The organism is Corynebacterium jeikeium, assembly GCA_003955985.1.
In the GTDB taxonomy this organism is placed as follows: domain Bacteria; phylum Actinomycetota; class Actinomycetes; order Mycobacteriales; family Mycobacteriaceae; genus Corynebacterium; species Corynebacterium jeikeium_D.
In genome coordinates, this window is sequence record CP033784.1 from 535,374 (window position 1) to 557,241 (window position 21,868).

Here is a 21,868-nt window from a genome sequence, read left to right on the forward strand (position 1 = left end):
GTTGACGTATTGACTAATCTGCGTTAAACCAGGCACATGGCTAAAACCTTTGCAAAACAGCTCGTAGAAACCCTAGAGAAGCAGGGGGTCAAGCGAATCTTCGGACTCGTTGGAGATAGTTTGAACCCCATTGTCGACGCTGTGCGCGAGTCCTCCATTGAGTGGGTGCACGTTCGCAACGAAGAGGCTGCCGCCTTCGCCGCCGGCGCGGAGTCCCTGGTCACCGGCGAATTAGCAGTGTGTGCGGCCTCCTGCGGCCCGGGTAATACCCACCTCATTCAGGGCCTGTATGACTCCCACCGCAACGGCGCAAAGGTGCTGGCGCTGGCATCGCACATTCCTTCCCGCCAGATTGGCTCGAACTTCTTCCAGGAGACCCATCCGGAGTTCATCTTCAACGAGTGCTCCGGTTACTGCGAGATGGTCAACTCCGCTGAGCAGGGTGGCGTTGTTTTGCATCACGCTATCCAGTCGACCATGACTGGCCACGGTGTTTCCGTGCTGGTTCTGCCGGGCGACATTACAACGCATGAAGTGGAAAATGATGAGTTCGTCACCTCCACAATCAGCAGCGGTCGCCCAGTCGTATTCCCTGACGCCGGTCAGGCCGCCGCGCTTGCCGACGCAATCAACGAGGCTAAAACGGTCACGCTTTTCTGTGGCGCAGGCGTGAAGGACGCCCGCGAACAGGTGCTCAAGCTTGCGGAGAAAATTAAGTCGCCGGTGGGACATGCGCTGGGTGGCAAGATGTACATCCAGTACGACAACCCCTATGACGTCGGTATGTCCGGCCTGCTGGGCTACGGCGCCTGCCACGATGCCTCCAACGATGCTGATCTGTTGATTCTGCTCGGTACTGACTTCCCGTACAACGACTTCCTGCCGACTAAGAACGTCGCACAGGTCGATATCGATGGTCGTGCCATCGGTCGTCGTACCACGGTGAAGTACCCAGTCGTCGGCGATGTGGCTGCCACAATCGAAACCATCCTGCCGCACCTGGATGAAAAGACCGATCGCTCCTTCCTGGACAAGCAGCTGCGGAACCACGAGCGCCTGCTCAGCCACGTCATCGAGGCATACACCCACGACGTTGAGAACATGCGCCCGATTCACCCGGAGTATGTAGCCGACCTGATTGATAAGTACGCCGATGACGATGCCGTCTTCACCGTCGATACCGGTATGGGCAATGTCTGGGCTGCACGCTACGTCACGCCGAATGGCAAGCGAGAGCAGATTGGTTCTTTCCGTCACGGCACTATGGCCAATGCACTGTCGCAGGCCATTGGTGTGCAGGCTGCTGACCGGGACCGTCAGGTCATTACCTTCAACGGTGACGGTGGCCTGTCAATGCTGCTCGGTGAGCTCATCACCGTGAAGCAGGAGCAGCTACCCATCAAGATGTTTGTGTTCAACAACTCCTCGCTCGGCATGGTCAAGCTGGAAATGCTGGTTCAGGGGCTGCCGGAGCACGAGACCGATCACGACGCAGTGGACTACGCCGGAGTCGCAGAGTCGTTGGGTATCAAGGCCATCCGAATTGAAGATCCGGCCGATGCGCCTCGCCTGATTCAGGAGGCGCTGGCATACGACGGCCCGGTGCTGGTGGACATGATCACCGACCCGAATGCCCTGTCCATCCCGGCAAATATCACCTGGGACATGCTGATGGGATTCTCCAAGGCCGCTACTCGCACCGTCTTCGGCGGCGGCGTTGGTCAGATGATCAACATGGCACGGTCGAACCTCCGCAACATCCCGCGGCCATAGTGGGGGTAGCGCTCTCGAGATGCGGGAGCGGGTGCGGTGCGGTACCTCTGTTTCCATGATTAAAGGTTTTCTGGTGAACCCTGACCTGACGCATCGCATCGTCGAATTTGAGTTGGAGGCCGCTGCTACATTCCTCGGCGGAGTTTCCTCCGACCGTGTTTCGGTGGCATTCCAAGAAGACGGCGCCGATTACGCCGCTCTCTACAACCCGACGGCCAAGGCTGAGGGCGCTGAACCGAATCCGGTCGCGTCCCTCGGCCGCAATGAGGCTGCTACGGGCAACTCGGCTTTCTTTACCGACCCCACCACCGCAATTTGCGGAACGGTCGTATTTGTCGACGCCGAGGGCAAGGATATCGGCGACGAGGAAATCGAGCGTATTAAGCACGGTATGCGCGCCGTGCGTCACTACCGCGATGACTACCCAGAGGAATACGCTCTCTGGCGTGCCGCTGTGCGGAACCTCGGTCGCCTCGAAATTTAAACTCGGTCGCTGGTAAGTGACCCGGTGGTGCGCTAGTACCATGACTGCTATGACCGAGTTGACCCTGCTGGCAATCGAGAGTTCCTGCGATGAGACTGGCGCTGCAGTGATGCGTGTGCGCTACGACGACACCGACACCAGCACCCCCGCCATTCCCGAGGTGGAAGTGCTTGCCGACGTCGTCGCATCCTCCATGGAACAGCACGCCCGCTTCGGCGGTGTGGTTCCGGAGATTGCTTCCCGCGCTCATTTGGAAGCCCTGCAGCCAGTAGTCTCCGAGGCGCGCGCGCAAGCAGCTGCCAAGCTCGGTATCGATACTTTTATCCCAGATGCCGTCGCCGCTACCGTGGGACCCGGTCTCGCCGGTGCGCTGCTGGTCGGTTCGGCAGGCGCGAAGGCTTATGCCGCCGCCTGGGGTGTGCCTTTCTACGGCATTAATCACCTTGGTGGCCACGTTGCTGTCGGAGCTCTCGACGGCGCGGATCTATCCAACGCAGTGGCGCTGCTAGTTTCCGGCGGGCACACGCAGCTGCTGCGCGTGCAGGGGGTTGGTCGTCCGATGGAGGAGCTCGGATCGACGCTTGACGACGCAGCCGGAGAGGCATACGACAAGGTTTCGAGGTTGCTTGGGTTGGGTTACCCGGGCGGACCGATTATCGATAAGTTGGCTAAGCAGGGAAATCGCAAGGCCATCGCGTTTCCTCGCGCCATGATGCGCCAGCAGGATGCGCGCCATGACTTCTCCTTCTCCGGCTTGAAAACCGCCGTGGCCCGCTATGTCGAAGCGGCAGAGAAGGAAGGTCGTGAATACTCCGTAGAGGACGTCTGTGCTTCCTTCCAGGAGGCGGTCTGCGATGTATTGACCAAGAAGGCCGTTCGCGCAGCTCAGGATGTGGGGGCCACTACGCTGCTGCTCGGTGGTGGTGTGGCTGCGAACTCGAGGTTGCGTGAACTCGCAGCGGCGCGAGCTACCTCGGCAGGAATTACGCTGCACGTGCCACCGATTAAGCTGTGCACCGACAACGGTGTCATGATTGGCGCAGCTGCCGCCTACCTCATTGCCGCGGGGGTCAAGCCCTCTGGCTACGCCTGCCCGACCGACCCCTCCATGCCTGTGGAAGATCCTGTAATGCAATAAGCAGTGATTGCCCCTCGGATCCATGTTAAATTTCGTTAACTGACTTTGACTTGTTTCTCTGCCATGGATCGCAGGACAATTACAGGAAAGCGCTTGCCCAAAAATGAGTAAAGACTACAGCGAGTGGGAACTTCAGCCATCCGATAATTCGCATAATCAGACTGAGCTGTTTGCGCCGCAGGGTGAACTGCAAACAACGCAAGCACCGCAAGTTGAACATCAGCGCGGTCGTGCTCGGGGAGTGCTATGGGCAGTCATCGCGCTGCTGCTTGTGGTGATTGTCGCTGTAGCGGCGGTGCTTTACCTAGTTGTGAGTGGTCGAGGTGAGCAATGGTTTGGTGCAGGTGCCAAGGATGAAGTAACGCCGAAGCTCACTGTTACTGCGACTGCGACGGAGACCGTGAAGGTGAAGTCGCCGGAGAAAGCCAAGAAGGAAACTACGAGTACGGCTACGCCCGATTATCCGATTAGTGGGGATTGCGAGGCATCGGCGTTCCCGACTACGGAGGAAAACTTTACGATTGTCGCCTGTGACGGATGGTGGGCGCTGGGTGGGCGCGCAAACAGTGGTGGACTTGCGGTTTACCAATGGGACGAAGGTGCCTGGCAAAGGAGGGAGCCAGACAGTCGTTACACAACCGGTTCTGGTGGCCCGTGCTTTAGCGATGAGTACATCAAGGAACACAGAATGACGGTTACTGTGTTCGGTCGTATGGCGTGTAACCCCGACAAGCTGACCAATTAGCATTAGCGCTCACTATTGTTGAGTGTTAGCACTTGCAGGGGTAGAGTGCTAACGAAGGTTGTTTGACACACAGTTGTTCACCCGCGACGACGGCTGTGCACGGCAGACCAACCGGCACAAGAACATCACATCACCGCATGTATGGAGGAATTCATCGTGGCGAACGTCAACATCAAGCCGCTGGAGGACCGCGTCCTCGTCCAGATCAACGAAGCAGAGACCACCACGGCTTCTGGCCTGGTTATCCCGGACTCCGCTAAGGAGAAGCCGCAGGAGGCTACCGTTATCGCAGTTGGTCCGGGTCGTTGGGCCGATGACGATGACCGCATTCCTATGGACGTCAAGGAGGGTGACATCGTCATCTTCTCCAAGTACGGCGGCACTGAGCTGAAGTACCAGGGCGAAGAGTACCTGCTGCTGTCGCAGCGCGACATCCTGGCTGTTATCGAGAACTAAAGGGAGGACGTACCCACACATGGCGAAGCTTATTGCTTTTAACGAAGAGGCTCGCGAAGGCCTCAAGCGCGGTGTGGACACGCTTGCCGACGCAGTCAAGGTCACGCTTGGCCCGAAGGGTCGCAACGTTGTCCTGGACAAGGCCTTCGGCGGTCCGCTGGTCACCAATGATGGTGTGACCATCGCCCGCGACATCGACGTTGAGGATCCGTTTGAGAACCTCGGCGCGCAGTTGGTTAAGTCCGTTGCGGTCAAGACCAATGACGTTGCCGGTGACGGTACTACTACCGCAACGCTGCTGGCACAGGCGCTGGTCCACGAGGGTCTGCGCAACGTTGCAGCCGGCGCAAACCCGATTTCGCTGAACCGCGGTATTCACGCTGCATCCGACAAGGCGGTTGAGTTGCTGAAGCAGCGCGCCACCCCGGTCAGCAGCTCTGCTGCCATCGCACAGGTGGCAACCGTTTCCTCGCGCGACACTGAAATCGGTGACCTGGTTGCAGGTGCCATGGACAAGGTCGGCAAGGACGGCGTCGTCTCTGTGGAGGAGTCGCAGTCGATTGCCACCGAGCTGTCCGTGACCGAGGGCGTGTCTTTCAACAAGGGCTTCCTCTCGCCGTACTTCATTACCGACGTCGAGGCTCAGCAGGCAATTCTTGACGGTGCACAGGTGCTGCTCGTTCGCGAGAAGATTTCCTCCCTGCCGGAGTTCCTGCCGATTCTGGAGAAGATTGCCGAGTCCGGCAAGCCGACTCTGATCATGGCTGAGGATATCGAGGGCGAGGCTCTGTCCGCACTGGTCATCAACGCTATGCGCAAGACCTTGAAGGTTGCCGCAGTGAAGGCACCGTACTTCGGTGACCGTCGTAAGGCGTTCATGGATGACCTGGCAGTTGTCACCGGTGCAACCGTCGTTACGGCTGACACTGGCATGCAGCTGAAGGACGTTGGACTTGAGGTGCTGGGTAACGCACGCCGCATCACCATTACCAAGGACGAGACCGTCCTAGTTGACGGTGCTGGCACCGCTGAGGCTGTGGAAGAGCGTCGTAACCAGATCCGTGCCGAGATTGAGCGCACTGACTCTGACTGGGATCGCGAGAAGCTGGAAGAGCGTCTGGCGAAGCTCTCTGGCGGTGTGGCTGTCATTAAGGTCGGCGCTGCTACCGAGACCGAGGTCAACGAGCGCAAGCTGCGCGTCGAGGACGCCATTAACGCTGCTCGTGCGGCAGCTCAGGAAGGCGTCATCGCCGGTGGCGGTTCCGTACTGGTGCAGATCTCCCGTGAACTCGAGGCATTCGCTGACGAGTTCGAGGGCGACGAGGCAGTCGGTGTCCGTGCAGTTGCCAAGGCTCTGACCCGTCCGGCTTTCTGGATTGCTGAGAATGCTGGTAAGGACGGTGCTGTCGTTGTCTACCACATTGGTGAGCTGGAGAACGGCAACGGCTACAACGCTGCTACTGACACTTACGAGAACCTGATTGAGTCCGGCGTCATCGACCCGGTCAAGGTCACTCACTCCGCAGTCGTCAACGCAACCTCCGTGGCGCGTATGCTGCTGACCACCGAGGCTTCTGTTGTGGACAAGCCGGAAGAAGAGCCACAGCACGACCACGCTCACTAATTGCGAGTGAGCTAGTGCCCTGGCCTTTGGCACGTAAAATGCTCCCCACCTTTCAATCTGAGGGTGGGGAGCATTTTGGTTTTTATGTGAACTGGCTGGAGTCCGAGAGAGGAGAGGGACTACATGGCAGTAACTAGAACGCGTTCAAGTTCGCGTTCACGTGCGGCCGGCTTAGCTCGAAGGATTTCATTTCGTTCAGATTCGCTGAGACCGCCCCAGACACCGTATGGCTCACCAACCTTGAGTGCGTGACTACGGCACTGCATAAGAACAGGGCAAGAACGGCAGATAGCCTTCGCACGGGCTTCACGCAGGCTGCGTGCGCGTCCGCGCTCGCCTTCCGGGTGGAAGAAGGTCGCGGAGTCCTGCCCGCGGCAAGAGCCGTGCAGCTGCCAATCCCACAAATCCGCATTGGGCCCGGGCAAGTGGTCGATGTACGTCATCGGAATTGATGTCTCCTTCATTGAGCTTTCTTGAAGCAGTGAGCTCAAGTGTGGAGGCCAACAATGAACGGTTGGTAAACCTAAGGAGGCCAGTCGGGATACTACGCAAACAATTCCGTCAAACTCTTACCAAATTTTTAGAAACGGCCAGGTCGTCGAGAACGCAGACCGTCGACAAAGCCTGCGCAGTAGTCCCATGGGGCGTAACGGGAGGGGTCTGGATCGAATTGTGGCTCGTGAACCGGAGATGCCTGTCCAGACAGGAGCATCAGGTAGTGGTTTTCCAAAACCTCCCAGTTATAAAAGTGCTCGTCACCGCAGTCCTCACACAACATGCAGACGCCCAGTAATCCCTCTGGGCTCAAAGCGGTGCGGAATAGGCGAACTGCGGCCAGATCTTCAAGAACCTCTCGACGTTCCTGGTCTGTCAGTGGAGCAAACGGCTCATCCGGCTCGAGAAAGCTTGCCGGGTCATTGGGATCTCCTTCGAACGGATCCCGCGGCATGGATGAGAAAAAGTTGTGGTTCACAACCACTACCGTAACAGCTCTGTACGGCAATCCTGTCGATTGGCGATGCACTTAGTTGGGGTTTAGTTCACCTTGGAATAACCCTCAGCTAGCTTTCGGCTAACCCTTGTCGGGCACCTGTCGCTCCGCCTAATTGTCGCGTTTCATCACTGAAGGACTACCCTGTATATAACGTTTGGCAACCACGAAGCGATAGCGCCCCTGGCCGGATGTCGGCAAGGGTGGAGCAGGAGGAGTCCATGACCAACCCCACGGGAATTAGCCTCGGCGGAGACAATCCCAACAAGATTCCACTAGTCGGCCTTACATTCGATGACGTCCTGCTGCTGCCGGATGCTTCGGACGTTATCCCCTCCGGCGTTGATACTTCGACGCAGCTCACTCGTGAGCTGCGTCTGAACATTCCGGTTGTGTCCGCTGCTATGGACACCGTCACCGAGGCCCGCATGGCTGTTGCTATGGCCCGCCAGGGCGGTATGGGTATCCTGCACCGCAACCTGTCCATTGAGGAGCAGGCGCAGCAGGTCGAGATTGTGAAGCGCTCTGAGGCTGGCATGGTGTCCGACCCGGTGACCTGTTCCCCGGATGACACCATCGCCGAAGTAGATGCCAAGTGCGCTCGTTACCGCATCTCGGGCCTGCCGGTCGTCGACAAGGACGGCAAGCTGGTCGGTATCTGCACCAACCGCGACATGCGTTTTGAGGCAGACCTGAACCGCAAGGTTTCCGAAATCATGACCCCGATGCCGCTGGTCGTGGCTGAGCAGGGTGTGTCTGGCGATGCGGCGCTGAACCTGCTGCGCGCTCACAAGGTGGAGAAGCTGCCGATCGTCGATGGCGAAGGCCGCCTGACTGGTCTGATTACCGTCAAGGACTTCGTCAAGAAGGATCAGTACCCGAATGCTTCCAAGGATGGTTCCGGCCGTCTGCTGGTCGGTGCTGGCATCGGTACCGGCGAGGACTCCTGGAAGCGCGCGCACGCATTGGCTGACGCAGGCGTAGACGTGCTCGTTGTTGATACCGCTCACGCCCACAACTCAGGTGTACTTGAGATGGTCTCCCGCGTTAAGAAGGAATTCGGCGAGAACATCCAGATTATCGGCGGCAACCTGGCTACCCGTGGCGCTGCACAGGCCATGATTGACGCGGGTGCAGATGCCATCAAGGTCGGTATCGGCCCAGGCTCGATTTGCACCACTCGCGTTGTCGCAGGTGTGGGCGCCCCGCAGATCACCGCCATCATGGAAGCCTCTGTCGCAGCTAAGAAGGCTGGCGTTCCGATTATCGCCGATGGCGGTATGCAGTTCTCCGGCGACATCGCCAAGGCTCTGGCAGCCGGGGCATCCTCCGTCATGCTCGGTTCGATGCTGGCCGGTACCGCTGAGGCTCCGGGTGAGGTCACCTTCGTCAACGGCAAGCAGTACAAGATGTACCGTGGCATGGGCTCGCTGGGTGCCATGCAGGGCCGCGGCCTGACCGGTGAGAAGCGCTCCTACTCCAAGGACCGCTACTTCCAGGCTGATGTCAAGAGCGAAGAGAAGCTGGTTCCGGAAGGCATTGAGGGTCGTGTTCCGTTCCGCGGCAGTATCGACTCCATCGTTCACCAGCTGGTCGGTGGTCTGCGTGCAGCTATGGGCTACACCGGTTCCGCTACCGTCGAGCAGTTGCACGACGCACAGTTCGTCCAGATCACCGCTGCAGGCCTGCGCGAGTCGCACCCGCACGATATCCAGATGACTGTCGAAGCGCCGAACTACTACCAGCGCTAAACTGGCTTAGTCGAGTTAAATTCCACGGAAAGGGCATGTGAGGAAAGCTCATGCGCGACATCGTTGAAATCGGTATTGGCCGCGAGGCACGCCGGACCTACGAGTTGGACGATATTGCACTCGTTCCCACTCGTCGTACCCGGTCGTCCAAGGACGTCGATACCTCCTGGCGAATTGATGCCTACGATTTCGAACTCCCGATGATGATGCATCCGACAGATGCCATCGCCAGCCCGGAATCCGTCGCTGAGTTTGCTCGCCTGGGCGGCTTGGCGGTTCTCAACGCCGAGGGCATCTGGGCCCGTCATGCCGATGCGCAGGACAAGATCGCCGAGCTGGTGGAGTTGGCAAAGAATGCCGCCACCAAGCGTGAATCCGAGGCAGTGAACCGCAAGCTGCAGGAACTGCACTCTGCTTCAATTGATACTGACCTGTTGGTTGAGCGCATCAAGGAGATTCGCGCAACCGGCGCGATCACTGCAGTTCGTGTCTCCCCGCAGCATGCCCGTGAGCTGGCTCCGCTGGCTATCAAGGCCGGCATCGACTTGTTGGTTATCCAGGGCACGCTGATTTCCGCAGAGCATGTCACGGCTCAGGGTGAACCACTAAACCTCAAGGACTTCATCGGCAGCCTGGACGTTCCAGTTATCGCCGGTGGCGTTGTCGACTACCAGACTGCGCTGCATCTGATGCGTTCAGGTGCCGCTGGTGTGATTGTCGGTACGGGCTTTACGACGTCCCCGGATGCGCTCGGTATCGATGTGCCAATGGCTACCGCTATTGCGGATGCTGCAGCTGCTCGTAAGGACTACCTCGATGAGACCGAGGGGCGCTACGTCCACATCATTGCCGATGGCGGCATTGATACCGTCGGTGACATTGCCAAGGCAATCGCCTGCGGTGCGGATGCTGTGGCACTGTCCAGTGTGCTGGCAACCGTCCACGAAGCTCCGGGGCAGGGCTACGCCTGGCCGTCTGTTGCGGCACACCCGAAGTACCCGCGCGGTGCGGTGTGGCCGGTCGTCGACGATGAGAAGGAATTGGTCAGCCTGGAAGAGGCTCTGTTTGGCCCTTCCGCTTCGCCGTTCGGTGACCGCAATCTCGCCGGTGGCCTGCGTCGCGCAATGGCCAAGTGCGGCTTTACCAACCTGAAGTCCTTCCACCGCGTTGAGCTGTCGGTACGTCCAAAGGGTTTTTAATTAAAGTAATCGGATAGTTTTTTCGCAAAACTACCTTACTGAAAAGCCACCTCCGCTTAGGGTTAGGAACATGAGTTCCGCGCATTAGCGTTACGCCCTTAGAGAAGGTGGCTTTTCCCATGAGTAAACAACGCGATTTCGATGTTGTAATCGTCGGTTCCGGTTTCGGTGGTTCTGTTTCTGCTTTGCGGTTGACTGAAAAGGGCTACCGAGTGGCAGTTCTCGAAGCTGGTCGACGGTTCGAAGATAAAGACTTTGCCAAGACCAGCTGGCGGCTTCACAAGTACCTGTGGGCTCCTAAGCTGGGGCTCTTTGGTGTCCAGCGTGTGCACATGTTGAAAGATGTCATGATTCTCGCTGGTGCCGGCGTCGGCGGTGGTTCTCTTAACTACGCAAACACTCTGTATAAGCCGGGTACTGAATACTTCCAGCACCGTCAGTGGGGGCACATTACCGACTGGGAGTCAGAACTCACTCCGCACTATGACAATGCATCTCGCATGCTCGGGGTGGTCACCAACCCATCCGACACGCCTGCCGACGTCGTCATGCGTGAAGTAGCCGAAGATATGGGGGTGGGGCATACTTTCCGCTCGACTCCGGTGGGGGTGTTCTTTGGCGCCAAGACCGGTGGTCAGGGTGCGCCGGGGCAAACAGTTTCCGATCCTTACTTCGGGGGGATTGGCCCGGACCGTACTGCTTGTACGGAATGTGGTGAGTGCATGACTGGTTGCCGTCACAATGCTAAGAACACCCTGGTTAAGAACTACCTCTACTTGGCGGAGAAGTTTGGTGCGCAGGTCTTTGACCGCACTACCGTTACCGGTCTGCATCCTCAGGCTGATGGCTCCTGGGTTATTGACACTGAGCGCACTGGTCGTTGGGTAGCTAAGGGCAAGCAGCAGTTTAGCGCTAAGCGCGTCATTCTCGCCGCCGGTGCATGGGGCACCCAGAATTTGCTGCATCGCCAGCAGGCCGATGGGCACTTGCCGCTGCTGCCGAAGTCTTTGGGCAAGCTGACCCGCACTAACTCCGAGGCTATTTTGGGCGCGATGGGTACGAAGGTGGACCCGGAAAATGACTTCTCTAACGGTGTAGCCATCACTTCGTCATTCTTCCCAGATGAGGACACCCATATCGAGCCAGTGCGCTATGGCAAGGGTTCTAATGCCATCGCAATGCTGCAGATGATTATGACCGAAGGAGGTCGTGCAACTCCGCGTTGGCTGCAGGCTGTGGGAACCGTCGTAAAGCATCCTAACTACCTGACGCAGCTCGTGAATCTGCGTAAGTGGTCGCAGCGCACCGTGATTTCTCTGGTGATGCAGAATCGCGACAACTCGATTACGACGTACCTGCAGAAGATTGGGCCGGTGCGTTTCCTGATGAGTAAGCAGGGCGAGGGGGAGCCGAATCCGACGTGGATTCCGTCGGGTAACGAAGCTACGCAACGTGCGGCGGACAAGCTCAGTGCACGTAGTCGGAATGGTCGTGTGCTAGCGGGTGGCACTATCGGTGAGTTGGCAAATATTCCTTTGACAGCTCACTTCATTGGCGGTGCGACGATTTCGGATTCGCCTGAAAACGGCGTCGTTGATCCGTACTTGCGTGTGTGGGGTTACCCGACGCTCTCGATTCACGACGGTTCGGCGATGGCAGCCAACCCGGGAGTGAACCCGTCACTGTCGATTTCCGCGAATGCGGAGCGTGCAACGTCGCTGTGGCCGAATAAGGGTGAGGAAGATCAGCGTCCGGCGCAGGGTGAGTCCTACGTGCGCCTGGATCCGATTGCTCCGGTGAACCCGGCTGTGCCGGAAGATGCTCCGGCTGCACTGAACCTGGGTATGCCTGCAGTCCGTAAGTCTTGATAAGCTTTAGGGCGTGTCTGAACAGGTGACTAAGCCCGTCCTCGTCGTGGACTTCGGTGCGCAGTATGCGCAGCTCATCGCGCGACGTGTGCGCGAGGCAAAAATTTATTCCGAAGTGGTCTCGCATGATGCGACGACCGAAGAAATTAAGGCCAAGAACCCGGCTGCGCTGGTGCTGTCCGGCGGCCCGTCCAGTGCCTACGCCGAAGGTGCCCCGAAGCTCAACCCAGAGTGGCTTGAGCTGGGCATTCCGGTGTTTGGTATTTGCTACGGCTTCCAGGCGATGACTGAGGTGCTCGGCGGCACGATCGCTGCTACCGGTGACCGTGAGTACGGCCGCACGCAGCTGAACGTCGTCGATGGTGGCGGTGTCGCTCACACTGGTGTGCCGGAGACACACGAGGTGTGGATGAGCCACGGTGACGCGGTGTCTAAGGCACCGGAGGGCTTCACCGTTACGGCGTCCACCAAGGGTGCTCCGGTAGCGGCTTTCGAGTGCTTGGAAAAGCGCATGGCCGGTGTGCAGTACCACCCGGAGGTCAACCACTCGCCGTATGGTCAGCAGGTTCTGGAGAAGTTCCTGTATGAGATTGCTGGCCTGGAGCCGGACTGGACTGCCGCTAACATCGCGGAAGAGCTGATTGAGCAGGTCCGTAATCAGGTCGGTGAGACCGGTCGCGCAATTTGCGGTCTGTCTGGCGGCGTTGACTCCGCAGTTGCCGCCGCGCTTGTGCAACGCGCTATTGGTGACCGTCTGACCTGTGTCTTCGTCGACCATGGGCTGCTGCGCCAGGGCGAGCGCGAGCAGGTTGAGAAGGATTTCGTTGCCGCCACTGGTGCGAAGCTGATTACCGTCGACGATTCCAGGGTCTTCCTGGATGCTCTGGCTGGTATCACCGATCCGGAGACCAAACGTAAGACCATCGGCCGTGAGTTCATCCGCTCCTTCGAGCGCGCTGTCGCACAGGCGCTGGAGGGCGCTCCGGAGGGCGAGACCGTGGACTTCCTGGTCCAGGGCACCCTGTACCCGGATGTGGTTGAGTCCGGTGGCGGTTCTGGTACCGCCAACATTAAGAGCCACCACAACGTCGGCGGTCTGCCGGATGACGTTGAGTTCACCCTCGTTGAGCCGCTGCGCCTGCTGTTCAAGGACGAGGTCCGTGCGGTCGGCCGCGAACTGGGGCTGCCGGAAGAAATCGTCGCTCGCCAGCCGTTCCCGGGCCCGGGTCTTGGTATCCGCATCATCGGCGCTGTCGATGAGGAGCGTCTGGATACCCTCCGTCGCGCCGACGCCATTGCACGCGAGGAAATGACGGCCGCAGGTATGGACGAGGTTGTCTGGCAGTGCCCGGTCGTCCTGCTTGCCGACGTCCGCTCGGTCGGTGTCCAGGGCGATGGTCGTACTTATGGCCACCCAATCGTGCTGCGCCCGGTTTCCTCTGAGGATGCGATGACCGCTGACTGGACCCGCGTTCCGTACGACACTTTGGAGAAAATCTCCACTCGTATCACCAACGAGGTGCCTGAGGTCAACCGCGTGGTCCTGGATGTGACTTCCAAGCCACCGGGAACCATTGAGTGGGAGTAAGCCACTAGTTGGCAAGGGCCGTGTCTGTGAGTTGTGCAAACTCGCGGGCACGGCCCTTTTCCGTCAGGGCCGAATTGTTCTTGGCGATGGTGATGCGCTTATCGGCGGCTAGGGTGTGGAGAGCTGCGCTCACGGTATCGTCGTCAAGCATGGCGAAATAGGGGAGCTGGTCGGTGAAGAAGACGTAGCCGTCGCGTAGACGTGCGATGAAGAGGACTGTGAGGATGCGGGCCTCTGGTGAGTCGGCGGGGTAGGGGCAGCGCTGGGCGAAATTGTCAGGAAGATGCGCGGCGAGAGGGAGGAATCCGAATTGCCGCGGCAGGATTGCGCAGGTAGCGGTGATGGCGGACAGAACTAGGGTCATTATGCAGGCGACCGGTGTAGAGGAAATTCGTTCGGCGACGGCGGCAATGATCCATGCTCCGGGGAAGATGAGCAGCACGCTTATACTGCTATTCCACGAGATGTCGTTTGGTGACTCACGCATCGGCTCTGCGAAGTAGGAGGGCCGAGTTTCTTTGGTGGGTGTTTTTGCCTGGCGCACGAAAAGTGTGGTGCCGATGAGTACCAGTAAAAGCGCTATCATGATCCACCAGCCAATGGAGCCGATGATGTGGGCTTTAAGCAATGCGAGCAGTGCGATCACTGCGGTGGTGACGCCAATTGCCGTCCCCAGGCGCACGGGACTATTGATAAATTTTGTCGTGCGTTCGGCCCCGTCTTGGTAAGAGCCTGAAGAGTGTTGGTGCCGGCTGGAATCTGTCATACTTCTTAATTTTAGTAGCGATGGAACTATAGATTGTTGAGAGTTGTGTGGCTAGTGTTATGACCATGAGCATTGTAAAAATTAACGCTATTACCGTTCCTGAGGGTGCGGGAGAAGAGCTCGAACGTCGCTTTTCCGCTAACTCTTCAAAGATGACCGATGTGCCGGGTTTCATTGGTTTCCAACTGCTGCGTCCGACTGCAGGAGAGAGCCGCTACTTCGTCTTTACCGAGTGGGAGAGTGAGGAGGCCTACCAGGGGTGGCGTGAGGGCCGTGCCTTCAAGGCTTCGCATGAGGGCGAAAAGCGCAAGCCGGTGTCGTCGTCGGCTGATTTGCTCGAATTCGATGTAGTTCTCGATGTGAAGGCCTAAGTAGTACGAAATGTAGTACTCGGCTGAGGTTAGAGCGTCGCGCGGTGGTGTGCGGCGCTTTTCTTCGCACATTAATATCGAACGTACGTGCTATTTAGGGTAGTGTTTAATCCGCTTGTTGGGAAAGAATATTCGAGCAGTGTTCGTGGTGGGCAGGGCAGTGAGATGGCAGTGGGATAGCAGTGGGATGAGGTGGAATAAGAAGTGACAACGGCGGTCAATATTGCTGCGGGGCAGTCTAGGGAACAGACTATTGCGGCATTGCGGCAGGCGATGGCAGCCCAGTCTGGTGGGACTGCAACTGGTGCAACCTTTGGGCTCGGTGAGGCTCTGCCGGTGCCGGAGGCGTTGGAAAATACGTTGGCGGGAGCAGTGCGAAAAGGGGCTGTCAGTGTCATTGAACAGCCCGGTGCGGTATTGGCAGGCCTAATCGCGGAAGTTACGAAGACAGGTCATGTTGCGCTAGTTGGACTCGCTGAACAGGGGTTGCTCTCCGTAGTGGAGTTGGGCGGGAAGCTATCGAACATTGTCTGTGTACCAGATCCTGGAATGCAGCCACTTGAAGTAATTGGGCTGTTGGCGGACGGCGTTGACTTGGTGGTGGCTTCGTTGGCGCGCACTCCGCCGCCGTCGCAGGCACGTCCGCTGCAGGCACGACTGCGCACGAGTGGTTGTGCTCTGGTTTTTGTCGGGCAGCAGTGGCCGGGCGCTGCTGCGGAAATTTCCAGCTCTGTCGCTGGTGTTTCCGGGCTTGGCACTGGTTATGGCCGGATTCGAGCAGTGGATTACCAAGTCAGTGTGTCGGGGACGCGGTTTCCGCGGAGGCAGTGCCGTTGGCGGGTGGGGGAACAGGTGGAACAGAACAATGTGGTCGCGTTTCCCGCGCAGAGGAGGTCCTAGTGGTAGCGGCGGAATCGAGCCGTGTGGTGGCGCTATGGCTTCCTGATTGGCCAGTGCAGGCAGCACATCTAGCATCTGTGACGTCGCAGGCTAATCCGCTCAGTCCAGTTGCGATTGTGGGTGATAGCGGAGTAGCTGCTTGTTCTCCGAGTGCGCGCCGTGCAGGGGTACGGCGCGGGCAAAGCCGTCGCCATGCGGAAGCGTTGTGCCCGGAGCTGGAGGTTGTCGAGGAAAGTGCGGTGCGCGACGCTGCAGAATTCGAGTCCGTGCTGCAACGGTTGGAGGCGGTGGCAGCTGGGGTCGAAGCTCTACGGCCAGGCTTGGCGGTTGTGGCAGCGCGAGGGGTAATGCGTTATTACGGCGGACAGGATGTGGCCTTGGAAAAGCTGCTTGATGCCGCTGCGGTACCGGGCGTGGACTGCAGCTTGGGGCTCGCGGACGATATTGTGACAGCTATTTTGGCAGCGCGCAGGGGAGTGCTGGTAGCTCCCGGGGAAGATGAAGGCAAAAGATTTCGGCAGGGAATCTCTCTGGTGGAGCTGAGGGCGGAAAGTGCACTGGAGATGCCCGCAGAGCTTGCGAAGTCGTGGCAGGAACTCGGCCTGCGCACATTGGGGGATGTCGCTGCGTTACCGAAGCGGGATATAGCCAACAGGTTTGGGGCGCAGGGGGCTAGATGGCACGATTTGGCCTGCCGTGGGGAAGTGCGGTTGGTGGCGCCGCGATCTTTGCCGCCAGGACTGGCGGTGAGCTACCAGTCTTGGGAGAGTCCACTCCGAAGAGTGGATGAGGCCTCATTCGTCGCGCGCTTTCTAGCTGGGCAACTGCATGAACAGCTTTTTAGCCATGGGTATTCGTGTTACCGCTTAGCGGTGGTGGCGCAGTTTAGTGACGGCTCAGAGGTGCGCAGAGTATGGCGCTGCACTGAGCCACTGGCAGAACAGACTACGGCTGACAGAGTTCGGTGGCAGCTCGATGGCTGGCTGAATAACAGGAATCGGCAGCAGCCACGAGGGAACAGTGGCACTGTTGCTGGAGTTGTTGACGGCGCTGAGGAAAACGACGGAGATGATAGCCGCGGAATTGTAGAGCTGCAGTTAGAGCCACTGGATGTGGTCGCCGCCGGGGCCGTAAAGCAGGATCTGTGGCACGGTAGTGATGATGCGCGAGCCAAAGCGCGCCGGGCTGCCGAGCGTGTGCAGGGGTTACTGGGGTCAGAGGCAGTACAGCAACCAATCATGCAGGGCGGGCGTGGCCCAGGGGAAAGAGTGGGATTTGTCGCTTTCGGAGAAAACCCCAAAAACACAAAAACCGCGGAAAATAATCAGCCGTGGCCGGGAGCCGTTCTTGCTCCCAATCCGGCAACTATTCCCGCGACTGCTAATGCTGAGGTGGAAGTGCTCGATGCCAATGGGCAGATCGTGGGCGTAACTGGGCGAGCGACCATGACGGCGGAACCATCTCTGGTGCGGCATGGAGTGACAACGTACCGCGTGTCATCGTGGGCTGGGCCCTGGCCGATTGACGAGCGCTGGTGGGTACCCGATGAGGCTCGCCGAGCGGCAAGACTACAAATCCGTGCGGTAGCGCATGACGGTACCATCGCCGCCTGGTTGCTCATAGGGCATGCCGGCGCATGGAGAATCGAGGGGGCTTACGCGTAGAGGCGTAGCGAGGGGCCGGCACCGGGGATGGGCAACCCGATTACTTCGATTGGAAGTCAATAACCAGGCGGTTCGGATTGCTCAACGAGAAAACCTTGAATGGGGTCTTATCTCCCTTGAGCCCGACGACATACTGAGTCTGTCCCTCGAAGGTGCCGGCGCCGACGACTTCCTTAATAACGGAAGTTGATGTCGGCTTGACCGAGTCAGAGGGGAAGTCCTCCATCTGGAAATCAAAGGGGTAGCCCATGCCCCGCAAGTCGATTACCAGCTTGGCTGTGCCGTCGACAGAAATCGGCTTGCCGGAGCCCTGCTGGGTTGGGACATCCTCGTAACGGACGAAGTATCCCGGTGTGCCCTCGCCGGTGAGTTCAAAGACAATACGGTCATAACCGTCGTGGGAACCGACGCGGACATCTTGAATACCCAAGTAAGCGCCATCGGAAGGAGCAGCTTCTGCAGAAGAGCTATTGAAATCGCCCTCCGGAGCAGCATCGTCATCCATGGTGGTCTGCGCCGCCGCAGACGAGCTAGTGGAGCTGCTAGAGCTGCTCGACAAATCGGAGGTGCCAGCGGTTGAGTCAGTTTTCATAGACAGTGCAGCAGCCGAGTCTGAGGAGGAGTCAGAGGAGCAGGCACCGAGAGCTAGACCCAATGCGAGGCACAGGGATGCCGCGATACGGGTACGAGTGCGCGAAGCATCCAGCGATTTCGTATTCATACGTCCGACGGTATGTGCGCAGTTGCGGAATTTCAACAAGTTGAACTGCAAAAGTCGAGGTCAAAGTTATTTGTTGTCAAAGTGTTGCACAATAGTAATAAAACAGGGGTGAACGCTGCGACCTAAGACCCAATCGCAGAGGCACTCAATTACGCTTAGGCGTATGAGCCAGGCCAAATTTGATACCACCTGTTCCGCTCAGATGGCTGAGCCGCTTCCCGGTACTGCAAAAGCCGGAAAGCTCTTTATTGCGTTGGAGCACCAACTCGGTTGGTCGCACGATATTTTTGACGGCGGGGTATGGGGAGCAGAGATCACCGGTCGATTAGAAGCCTGGTTGTCCGAACGCGGCGGCGCGTTGCAACTGATTCGCAAACCGGGCCGAATCGGCCAGCAGCCGTGTGATGGCGTTAACGTCTATATCGCGCATTGTGAATCAGTGGATGGCTCTGAGGTTTTTCTCGAACATCGCATGGTTGCCGATGTTGAAGACCTGATGACTCTGGATATCCGCCCTGGCCAGCCCACCGAGGGGGCCACTCGTCTGGACCATCCACTGTTTCTCATCTGTACGCACGGTAAGCGCGATCGTTGCTGTGCGATTAAAGGTCGCCCGCTCGCTGCTGCGATGCACAATCTCTACCCAGAGGTTGTGTGGGAAACCTCGCACTCTAAGGGGCACCGCTTTGCGCCGGCCAGCGTGCTGTTGCCATGGAATTACAGCTTTGGACGTCTGAGTGCGGTGGATGCCAAGGGGGTCATCGAAGACGCTCAGCAGGGCATCGTGCATGCAGAGGGCTGCCGCGGCCGTGGTATCTACACCCCGCAGGGGCAGGCGGCCGAGTTGGCTGTGCGTCGTCAAGCCGATACGTGGGGCGTAGACGATGTCGCACGCGTTGACGTCGACGGCACGACTGCAGTCGTCGCGCTTTACGACGGCCCCAGCGACCGCGACAAGGTCGTGGAATATGAAGTGGCCCTGGAGAAAATCACCACGGAAGGCGTTGTGTCTTCCTGCGGTGATGCTCCAGGGCCAAAGAAGGGCTGGGCTGCGGTCGAAGTAACCCGCCGCTAGCTAGTGGCTAGCTAATGTGCGCGGCTACCTGCGCATAATCTTCTTGGAGAGCCAGTTGCCGAAGATCTGCGCCAACTGGACGATGAAGATGATGACCAGGGTTGTCACCAGGGTGACGTTCCAGTCGAATGCCTGGTAACCGTAGGTGATTGCGAAGTTGCCCAGTCCGCCACCGCCGATGTAGCCGGCCATAGCTGACATGTCGACCACGGCGATGAATGCGAAGGTGTAGCCCAGTACCAGCGGGCCCAGTGCCTCCGGCACGACGACCGTGCGGATGATGCGCCACGGACTTGCGCCCATCGCACGGGCGGCCTCAATCACGCCGGGGTCGATGGACATCAAGTTCTGCTCCACCAGGCGCGCGATGGCGAAGGTGGCGGCAATCGACATGACGAACACTGCGGCTTCGGTGCCGATCGTGGTGCCGACCACGTTCTTTGTCAGTGGGCCGATGGCTGTAACCAAGATGATGAACGGGATTGGTCGAACAAAGTTAATCAGGACATTGAGGACCTGGTAGACAAACCTGTTGCGCAGTACGCCACCATCGCGGGTGGTGTAGAGCAGCACGCCGATTGCCAGACCTGCGACACCACCAATCAGCATGGCGACACAGACCATGTAGAGCGTCTGGCCGAATGCCTCGCCCAGCATCGGGCCGAGGCTATCCCAGTTGGTGTCCTTGCCACTCACTGATGGCAGAGAGTTTAAGAGACCAATCATGATGCAAGCTCCTCTACCTGTGTCAGTTCGGAAATAGCAGCAATGGCGGCATCGAAATCAGAGGGATCCGAGGCGGAATTGCCTGTCAGCGGAGTCAATCGCAAAGTAAGGCGGCCGTAGGACTTCGCCTGCACATTGGCGACCGCGCCGTGTGCCACCGAGGCGGCGACACCGTGGGCACTAGTGGCCTGTGCCAGGGCGCCGAGGTCAACACCGTCATTGATAGTGATGGTGACCAGGCGAGCCGCTGCGCTCTCGGCAGACTGATTCACCGAATCGCGTTCACGGCCAATTGGAACATCGCGCAGTGCGGTGGTGGCGAAGCGGCGGCCAACCTCAGTCTTGGGGTTGGCAAAGACCTCGTGGACCGTACCGGTTTCGACGATGTGACCATTTTCCATGATGGCCATGCGGTCAGCGATACCGCGTACAACCGACATGTCATGAGTAATCAGCACGATAGTGACACCCATTTCGCGATTGATGCGACGCAGCAGATCCAGGACGCCGGAAGTAGTTTCCGGGTCGAGTGCCGAGGTGGCTTCGTCGGCAAGCAAGAGCGTCGGTTCGGTGGCGAGCGCACGGGCGATGCCGACACGCTGCTTCTGCCCACCCGAGAGCTGCTCGGGGAAGGACTCCGCCTTGTCGCCGAGACCGACGAACTCCAGCAGTTCCTGGGCGCGAGCGCGGCGCTTGGCCTTCGGCATACCGGTCAGTTCCAGCGGATATTCAACGTTGCGAATCGCGTTGCGCGAATGGAAGAGGTTGAAGTGCTGGAAAATCATGCCGATATTACGGCGTAGGCCCCGTAGCTGGCGCTCGGAGATGCCGACGATGTCGGTGTCATCTAGCAAAACCTGCCCGGAGGTTGGCTTTTCCAGGCCGTTAATCATACGGATGAGCGTTGATTTACCAGCGCCGGAATAACCGATGACGCCGAGGATTTCGCCGGGTTCAACGGTTAGGTTGATGTCGGCGAGCGCGGTGACGTCGCCGAATTGCTTGTTCAGCTCGCGGAATTCGAGCTTCGTTCCCTTGTTGGTCACGAGTGAATCAGTGCCCCTTGGTCTGTGTTCCCTGGTGTTGGGCGGTGCTTAGGTGGCAGTGGCGTTAGTTCTGCTCGCGCTGCTGCTCTTCGACGCGATCCAGAATGTCCTGCAGCTCCTTAGCCGAACGGTCAACCGGAACCGAGGTGCCCTTGGAGTCCTCAGCGACTGCGTCCTGGACCTCCTTGGAGTGCCAGATCTTGGAGAGCTCCGCGTACTTCGGGTTGTCAGCATTTTCAGCCTTGGTGACAAAGACGTTGATGTACGGCTCTGCCTCCGTGGAGTTCGGGTCATCCTGGAAGATGGCGGTGTTCGGGTCGATGCCGGCGCGGTCCAGGAAGGAGTTATTGATAATGGCGGGCTTACCCTCGCCGTAGGCGGCCGGAGTCTGAGCGGCATCCACCGGCAGAACCGTGACCTTGGAAGCTTCCTTATCGATGTCAGCAGGGGACGGGGTCAGCAGGTCATCCTGCTTCAGCTTCAGCAGGCCAGCCTGAACCAGCACGTTAATAGCGCGGCCCTGGTTGGACGGGTCGTTCGGGATGACGACCTCGGTGCCCTTCTCCAGCTCATCAACCGACTTGTGGTCCTTCCAGAACAGAGCCAGCGGGACAATTTCGCTCGAGCCAATCGGAGTCAGGTCCGACTTAGCGCCGACGTTGTACTCAGCCAAGAACTTGATGTGCTGGAAGAGATTGACGTCGAGCTGGCCCTCATCGAGTGCGCGGTTCGGGGTCTGGTAGTCGGAGAAGGGCTGAACATCCAGATCGATGCCCTGTTCGGAAGCCTTCTGCTCGAAAACGGTCCAGGCCTTCTTGCCGGCATCCGTGGTGCCGATGCGAATGGCATCATCCGAGCTGCCACAGGCGGTAAGGCCGGTTGCGGCGAACGCGACAGTAAGTACACCGGCGGAAAAACGCTTGAGGTTCATCGAGGGGTCTCCTTATTTAATGGGATTTGTTAGCTGAAGTTTTAAGGCAGA

At 58.7% G+C, this 21,868-nt stretch carries 21 protein-coding genes; 14 read left to right on the forward strand and 7 right to left on the reverse strand.

All coding sequences use genetic code 11. The features are described 5' to 3' along the window. Nucleotides 1-36: 36 nt before the first annotated feature. From EGX79_02380 to groL, 6 genes are all read left to right on the forward strand, one after another. Nucleotides 37-1,773, forward strand: coding sequence for a pyruvate dehydrogenase (locus EGX79_02380; protein AYX81132.1), 1,737 nt, complete (start codon nt 37-39; stop codon nt 1,771-1,773). Nucleotides 1,774-1,828: 55 nt separating this feature from the next. Continuing rightward, nucleotides 1,829-2,257: a hypothetical protein gene (locus EGX79_02385; GenBank protein AYX81133.1), complete on the forward strand. Its 429-nt coding sequence runs from the start codon at nt 1,829-1,831 to the stop codon at nt 2,255-2,257. Between the two features lie 40 nt (nt 2,258-2,297). Continuing rightward, entirely contained in the window at nt 2,298-3,395 is a 1,098-nt protein-coding gene (gene tsaD / locus EGX79_02390; GenBank protein AYX81134.1) for a tRNA (adenosine(37)-N6)-threonylcarbamoyltransferase complex transferase subunit TsaD, read from the forward strand. Nucleotides 3,396-3,498: 103 nt separating this feature from the next. Continuing rightward, the gene (locus tag EGX79_02395) at nt 3,499-4,140 is read left to right on the forward strand and encodes a hypothetical protein (protein ID AYX81135.1); all 642 of its coding nucleotides are present in this window, start codon (nt 3,499-3,501) and stop codon (nt 4,138-4,140) included. Between the two features lie 156 nt (nt 4,141-4,296). Then, the gene (locus tag EGX79_02400; protein ID AYX82686.1) at nt 4,297-4,596 is read left to right on the forward strand and encodes a co-chaperone GroES; all 300 of its coding nucleotides are present in this window, start codon (nt 4,297-4,299) and stop codon (nt 4,594-4,596) included. Between the two features lie 19 nt (nt 4,597-4,615). Further along, a complete protein-coding gene (gene groL / locus EGX79_02405; GenBank protein ID AYX81136.1) occupies nt 4,616-6,220 on the forward strand; it encodes a chaperonin GroEL in 1,605 nt (534 codons plus the stop codon). Between the two features lie 119 nt (nt 6,221-6,339). Here groL and EGX79_02410 read toward each other — a convergent pair whose 3' ends face one another. Together EGX79_02410 and EGX79_02415 are read right to left on the reverse strand one after the other, a co-directional pair. After that, the gene (locus EGX79_02410; protein AYX82687.1) at nt 6,340-6,663 is read right to left on the reverse strand and encodes a WhiB family transcriptional regulator; all 324 of its coding nucleotides are present in this window, start codon (nt 6,661-6,663) and stop codon (nt 6,340-6,342) included. A 137-nt stretch (nt 6,664-6,800) separates the two neighbouring features. Further along, entirely contained in the window at nt 6,801-7,169 is a 369-nt protein-coding gene (locus EGX79_02415; GenBank protein ID AYX82688.1) for a hypothetical protein, read from the reverse strand. A 263-nt stretch (nt 7,170-7,432) separates the two neighbouring features. On the opposite strand from EGX79_02415, the gene guaB reads away from it, so the two are divergent. The 4 genes from guaB to EGX79_02435 all read left to right on the forward strand — a co-directional run bounded on the left by guaB (nt 7,433) and on the right by EGX79_02435 (nt 13,617). Next, a complete protein-coding gene (guaB, locus tag EGX79_02420) occupies nt 7,433-8,962 on the forward strand; it encodes an IMP dehydrogenase (protein AYX81137.1) in 1,530 nt (509 codons plus the stop codon). Between the two features lie 50 nt (nt 8,963-9,012). Then, nucleotides 9,013-10,161: a GuaB3 family IMP dehydrogenase-related protein gene (locus EGX79_02425; protein AYX81138.1), complete on the forward strand. Its 1,149-nt coding sequence runs from the start codon at nt 9,013-9,015 to the stop codon at nt 10,159-10,161. Nucleotides 10,162-10,280: 119 nt separating this feature from the next. After that, nucleotides 10,281-12,029, forward strand: coding sequence for a GMC family oxidoreductase (locus tag EGX79_02430; protein AYX81139.1), 1,749 nt, complete (start codon nt 10,281-10,283; stop codon nt 12,027-12,029). A gap of 13 nt (nt 12,030-12,042) precedes the next feature. Continuing rightward, entirely contained in the window at nt 12,043-13,617 is a 1,575-nt protein-coding gene (locus EGX79_02435; GenBank protein AYX81140.1) for a glutamine-hydrolyzing GMP synthase, read from the forward strand. 4 nt (nt 13,618-13,621) lie between these two features. Here the strand turns inward: EGX79_02435 and EGX79_02440 are convergent, their stop codons facing one another. Then, entirely contained in the window at nt 13,622-14,299 is a 678-nt protein-coding gene (locus EGX79_02440) for a hypothetical protein (GenBank protein ID AYX82689.1), read from the reverse strand. A 131-nt stretch (nt 14,300-14,430) separates the two neighbouring features. On the opposite strand from EGX79_02440, the gene EGX79_02445 reads away from it, so the two are divergent. The 3 genes from EGX79_02445 (at nt 14,431) to EGX79_02455 (ending at nt 17,318) form a co-directional block, all read left to right on the forward strand. Beyond that, nucleotides 14,431-14,754 (forward strand): antibiotic biosynthesis monooxygenase, encoded by a 324-nt coding sequence (locus tag EGX79_02445; protein AYX81141.1) that lies wholly within the window; start codon nt 14,431-14,433, stop codon nt 14,752-14,754. A 204-nt stretch (nt 14,755-14,958) separates the two neighbouring features. Then, the gene (locus EGX79_02450; protein AYX81142.1) at nt 14,959-15,654 is read left to right on the forward strand and encodes a hypothetical protein; all 696 of its coding nucleotides are present in this window, start codon (nt 14,959-14,961) and stop codon (nt 15,652-15,654) included. Next, complete coding sequence (locus tag EGX79_02455) at nt 15,654-17,318, forward strand: DNA polymerase Y family protein (GenBank protein AYX81143.1); 1,665 nt, start codon at nt 15,654-15,656, stop codon at nt 17,316-17,318. The genes EGX79_02450 and EGX79_02455 overlap by 1 nt, the downstream gene beginning before the upstream one ends. 40 nt (nt 17,319-17,358) lie before the next feature. Here the strand turns inward: EGX79_02455 and EGX79_02460 are convergent, their stop codons facing one another. Next, on the reverse strand, nt 17,359-18,039 hold the full coding sequence (locus tag EGX79_02460; GenBank protein AYX81144.1) for a hypothetical protein: 681 nt from the start codon (nt 18,037-18,039) through the stop codon (nt 17,359-17,361). Between the two features lie 163 nt (nt 18,040-18,202). Here EGX79_02460 and EGX79_02465 point away from each other — a divergent pair, with 163 nt between their 5' ends. Next, nucleotides 18,203-19,114 (forward strand): sucrase ferredoxin, encoded by a 912-nt coding sequence (locus EGX79_02465; protein AYX81145.1) that lies wholly within the window; start codon nt 18,203-18,205, stop codon nt 19,112-19,114. Between the two features lie 24 nt (nt 19,115-19,138). On the opposite strand, the gene EGX79_02470 is transcribed toward EGX79_02465, so the two are convergent. The 3 genes from EGX79_02470 to EGX79_02480 all read right to left on the reverse strand — a co-directional run bounded on the left by EGX79_02470 (nt 19,139) and on the right by EGX79_02480 (nt 21,817). Beyond that, a complete protein-coding gene (locus EGX79_02470) occupies nt 19,139-19,840 on the reverse strand; it encodes an ABC transporter permease (protein AYX81146.1) in 702 nt (233 codons plus the stop codon). After that, on the reverse strand, nt 19,837-20,886 hold the full coding sequence (locus tag EGX79_02475) for a methionine ABC transporter ATP-binding protein (GenBank protein ID AYX81147.1): 1,050 nt from the start codon (nt 20,884-20,886) through the stop codon (nt 19,837-19,839). The genes EGX79_02470 and EGX79_02475 overlap by 4 nt, the downstream gene beginning before the upstream one ends. Before the next feature lie 64 nt (nt 20,887-20,950). Continuing rightward, on the reverse strand, nt 20,951-21,817 hold the full coding sequence (locus EGX79_02480) for a methionine ABC transporter substrate-binding protein (GenBank protein ID AYX81148.1): 867 nt from the start codon (nt 21,815-21,817) through the stop codon (nt 20,951-20,953). Between the last annotated feature and the right edge of the window lie 51 nt (nt 21,818-21,868).

Coding starts and splice junctions, on each gene's coding strand:
- EGX79_02380 (AYX81132.1), top strand. CDS start 37: ATGGCTAAAACCTTTGCAAAACAGCTCGTAGAAACCCTAGAGAAGCAG.
- EGX79_02385 (AYX81133.1), top strand. CDS start 1,829: ATGATTAAAGGTTTTCTGGTGAACCCTGACCTGACGCATCGCATCGTC.
- tsaD (AYX81134.1), top strand. CDS start 2,298: ATGACTGCTATGACCGAGTTGACCCTGCTGGCAATCGAGAGTTCCTGC.
- EGX79_02395 (AYX81135.1), top strand. CDS start 3,499: ATGAGTAAAGACTACAGCGAGTGGGAACTTCAGCCATCCGATAATTCG.
- groL (AYX81136.1), top strand. CDS start 4,616: ATGGCGAAGCTTATTGCTTTTAACGAAGAGGCTCGCGAAGGCCTCAAG.
- EGX79_02410 (AYX82687.1), bottom strand. CDS start 6,663: ATGACGTACATCGACCACTTGCCCGGGCCCAATGCGGATTTGTGGGAT.
- EGX79_02415 (AYX82688.1), bottom strand. CDS start 7,169: ATGCCGCGGGATCCGTTCGAAGGAGATCCCAATGACCCGGCAAGCTTT.
- guaB (AYX81137.1), top strand. CDS start 7,433: ATGACCAACCCCACGGGAATTAGCCTCGGCGGAGACAATCCCAACAAG.
- EGX79_02425 (AYX81138.1), top strand. CDS start 9,013: ATGCGCGACATCGTTGAAATCGGTATTGGCCGCGAGGCACGCCGGACC.
- EGX79_02430 (AYX81139.1), top strand. CDS start 10,281: ATGAGTAAACAACGCGATTTCGATGTTGTAATCGTCGGTTCCGGTTTC.
- EGX79_02460 (AYX81144.1), bottom strand. CDS start 18,039: ATGAATACGAAATCGCTGGATGCTTCGCGCACTCGTACCCGTATCGCG.
- EGX79_02465 (AYX81145.1), top strand. CDS start 18,203: ATGAGCCAGGCCAAATTTGATACCACCTGTTCCGCTCAGATGGCTGAG.
- EGX79_02470 (AYX81146.1), bottom strand. CDS start 19,840: ATGATTGGTCTCTTAAACTCTCTGCCATCAGTGAGTGGCAAGGACACC.
- EGX79_02480 (AYX81148.1), bottom strand. CDS start 21,817: ATGAACCTCAAGCGTTTTTCCGCCGGTGTACTTACTGTCGCGTTCGCC.